Genomic DNA, 1203 nt, shown 5'->3' on the forward strand with positions numbered 1-1203 from the left:
GTAAGCGCTCAATAGGGCGCATCTTGTCAGGGCAATCGGAAGGCGGCAGAAGTTTTAGGCAGGAATAATCAGGCGTTTGGGATCGATGTACTGGGGCAAGAGGGCCTTGCGCTGGGCGTCGGTAGTTGCCGTCGGTAAGTGCTCGAAGAGGTGGCGTAGGTAGCGGTACGGCTCCAGGCCATTGGCCTTGGCGGTCTCGATGAGGGAATAAATCGCGGCCGAAGCGTCGGCTCCGCGCGGGTGGCCGGAAAACAGCCAGTTCTTGCGGCCCACGGCAAAAGGGCGGATGGCGTTCTCGGCCAGGTTGTTGTCCGGGCGCAGCCGACCGTCTTCCAGATAGACGACCAGGCGGCCCCACTGTTTGAGGGCATAGCCGATGGCCTTGCCGAGCAAGCTCTTGGGCGGGGTGGTGGTGACGCGAGCATCGAGCAGAGCCTTGAGCTTGTCCAGGATAAGCCTGGATTTTTCGGCTCGCAAAGCCTTAATCTGCTCTGGATCGAGCCTCTGCTTTTCGGCTTGGTGCTCCACGCCGTAGAGCTTGCCGATCAGATCGAGGACGGCATGGGTCGTGCCTCCCTTGGCCTTCTTGCCGGCAGACTTCTCAACTTCGACGAACTTGCGCCGGACATGGGCCAGGCAACCGAGATGGCGCAGGCCTTCCCGTTCGCCCAGGGCCTCGTAGCCGCTGTAGCCGTCGGTCTGCAGATAGCCTTGGAAGTCGCCGAGGATGTCCGCGGCCACGCTGCCGGCCCGGGTCGGATGATAGCGAAAGAGCACGACCGGTTTTCCCGGCGTACCGCCCTGGGCGACCCACATGAAGGATTTCGTGGTGTTGGCCCGGCCTGGTTCGGCAAGCACCTGGACCGTGGTTTCGTCCATGTTGACGATGGGACCGGAACGGATCTCCGCAATGATCATGGCGATGAGCGGCTCACAGGCCTTGGCCGCCCGGATCATCCAGCCGGCCAGGGTCCCCCGGGAGACGTCCAGGCCCAGGCGGGCGAACTGGTCTTCCTGGCGGTACAGGGGCAGCGCGTCGGCATACTTGGCTACCGCGACATGGGCGAGCAAGCCCGGGGTGACGATGCCTTGGGGGATGATCTGGGGCGGCATGGACGCGGTTTTCACCGTCGGCCCGTCACCCTCCACCCCCTCGCAGGCCCGGCAGGCATACTTGGGCCGGATGTGGCGGATGACCTGGAT

1 protein-coding gene is annotated in these 1203 nt (G+C 63.8%); it reads right to left on the minus strand.

Going from position 1 to position 1203, the window contains the following annotated elements:
- Positions 1-54 precede the first annotated feature (54 nt).
- A partial coding sequence (tnpC, locus tag DESFRDRAFT_RS20535; protein WP_005997288.1) for an IS66 family transposase occupies positions 55-1203 on the minus strand: 1149 nt, incomplete at its 5' end.

The sequence above is a fragment of the Solidesulfovibrio fructosivorans JJ] genome (assembly GCF_000179555.1).
GTDB lineage: Bacteria > Desulfobacterota > Desulfovibrionia > Desulfovibrionales > Desulfovibrionaceae > Solidesulfovibrio > Solidesulfovibrio fructosivorans.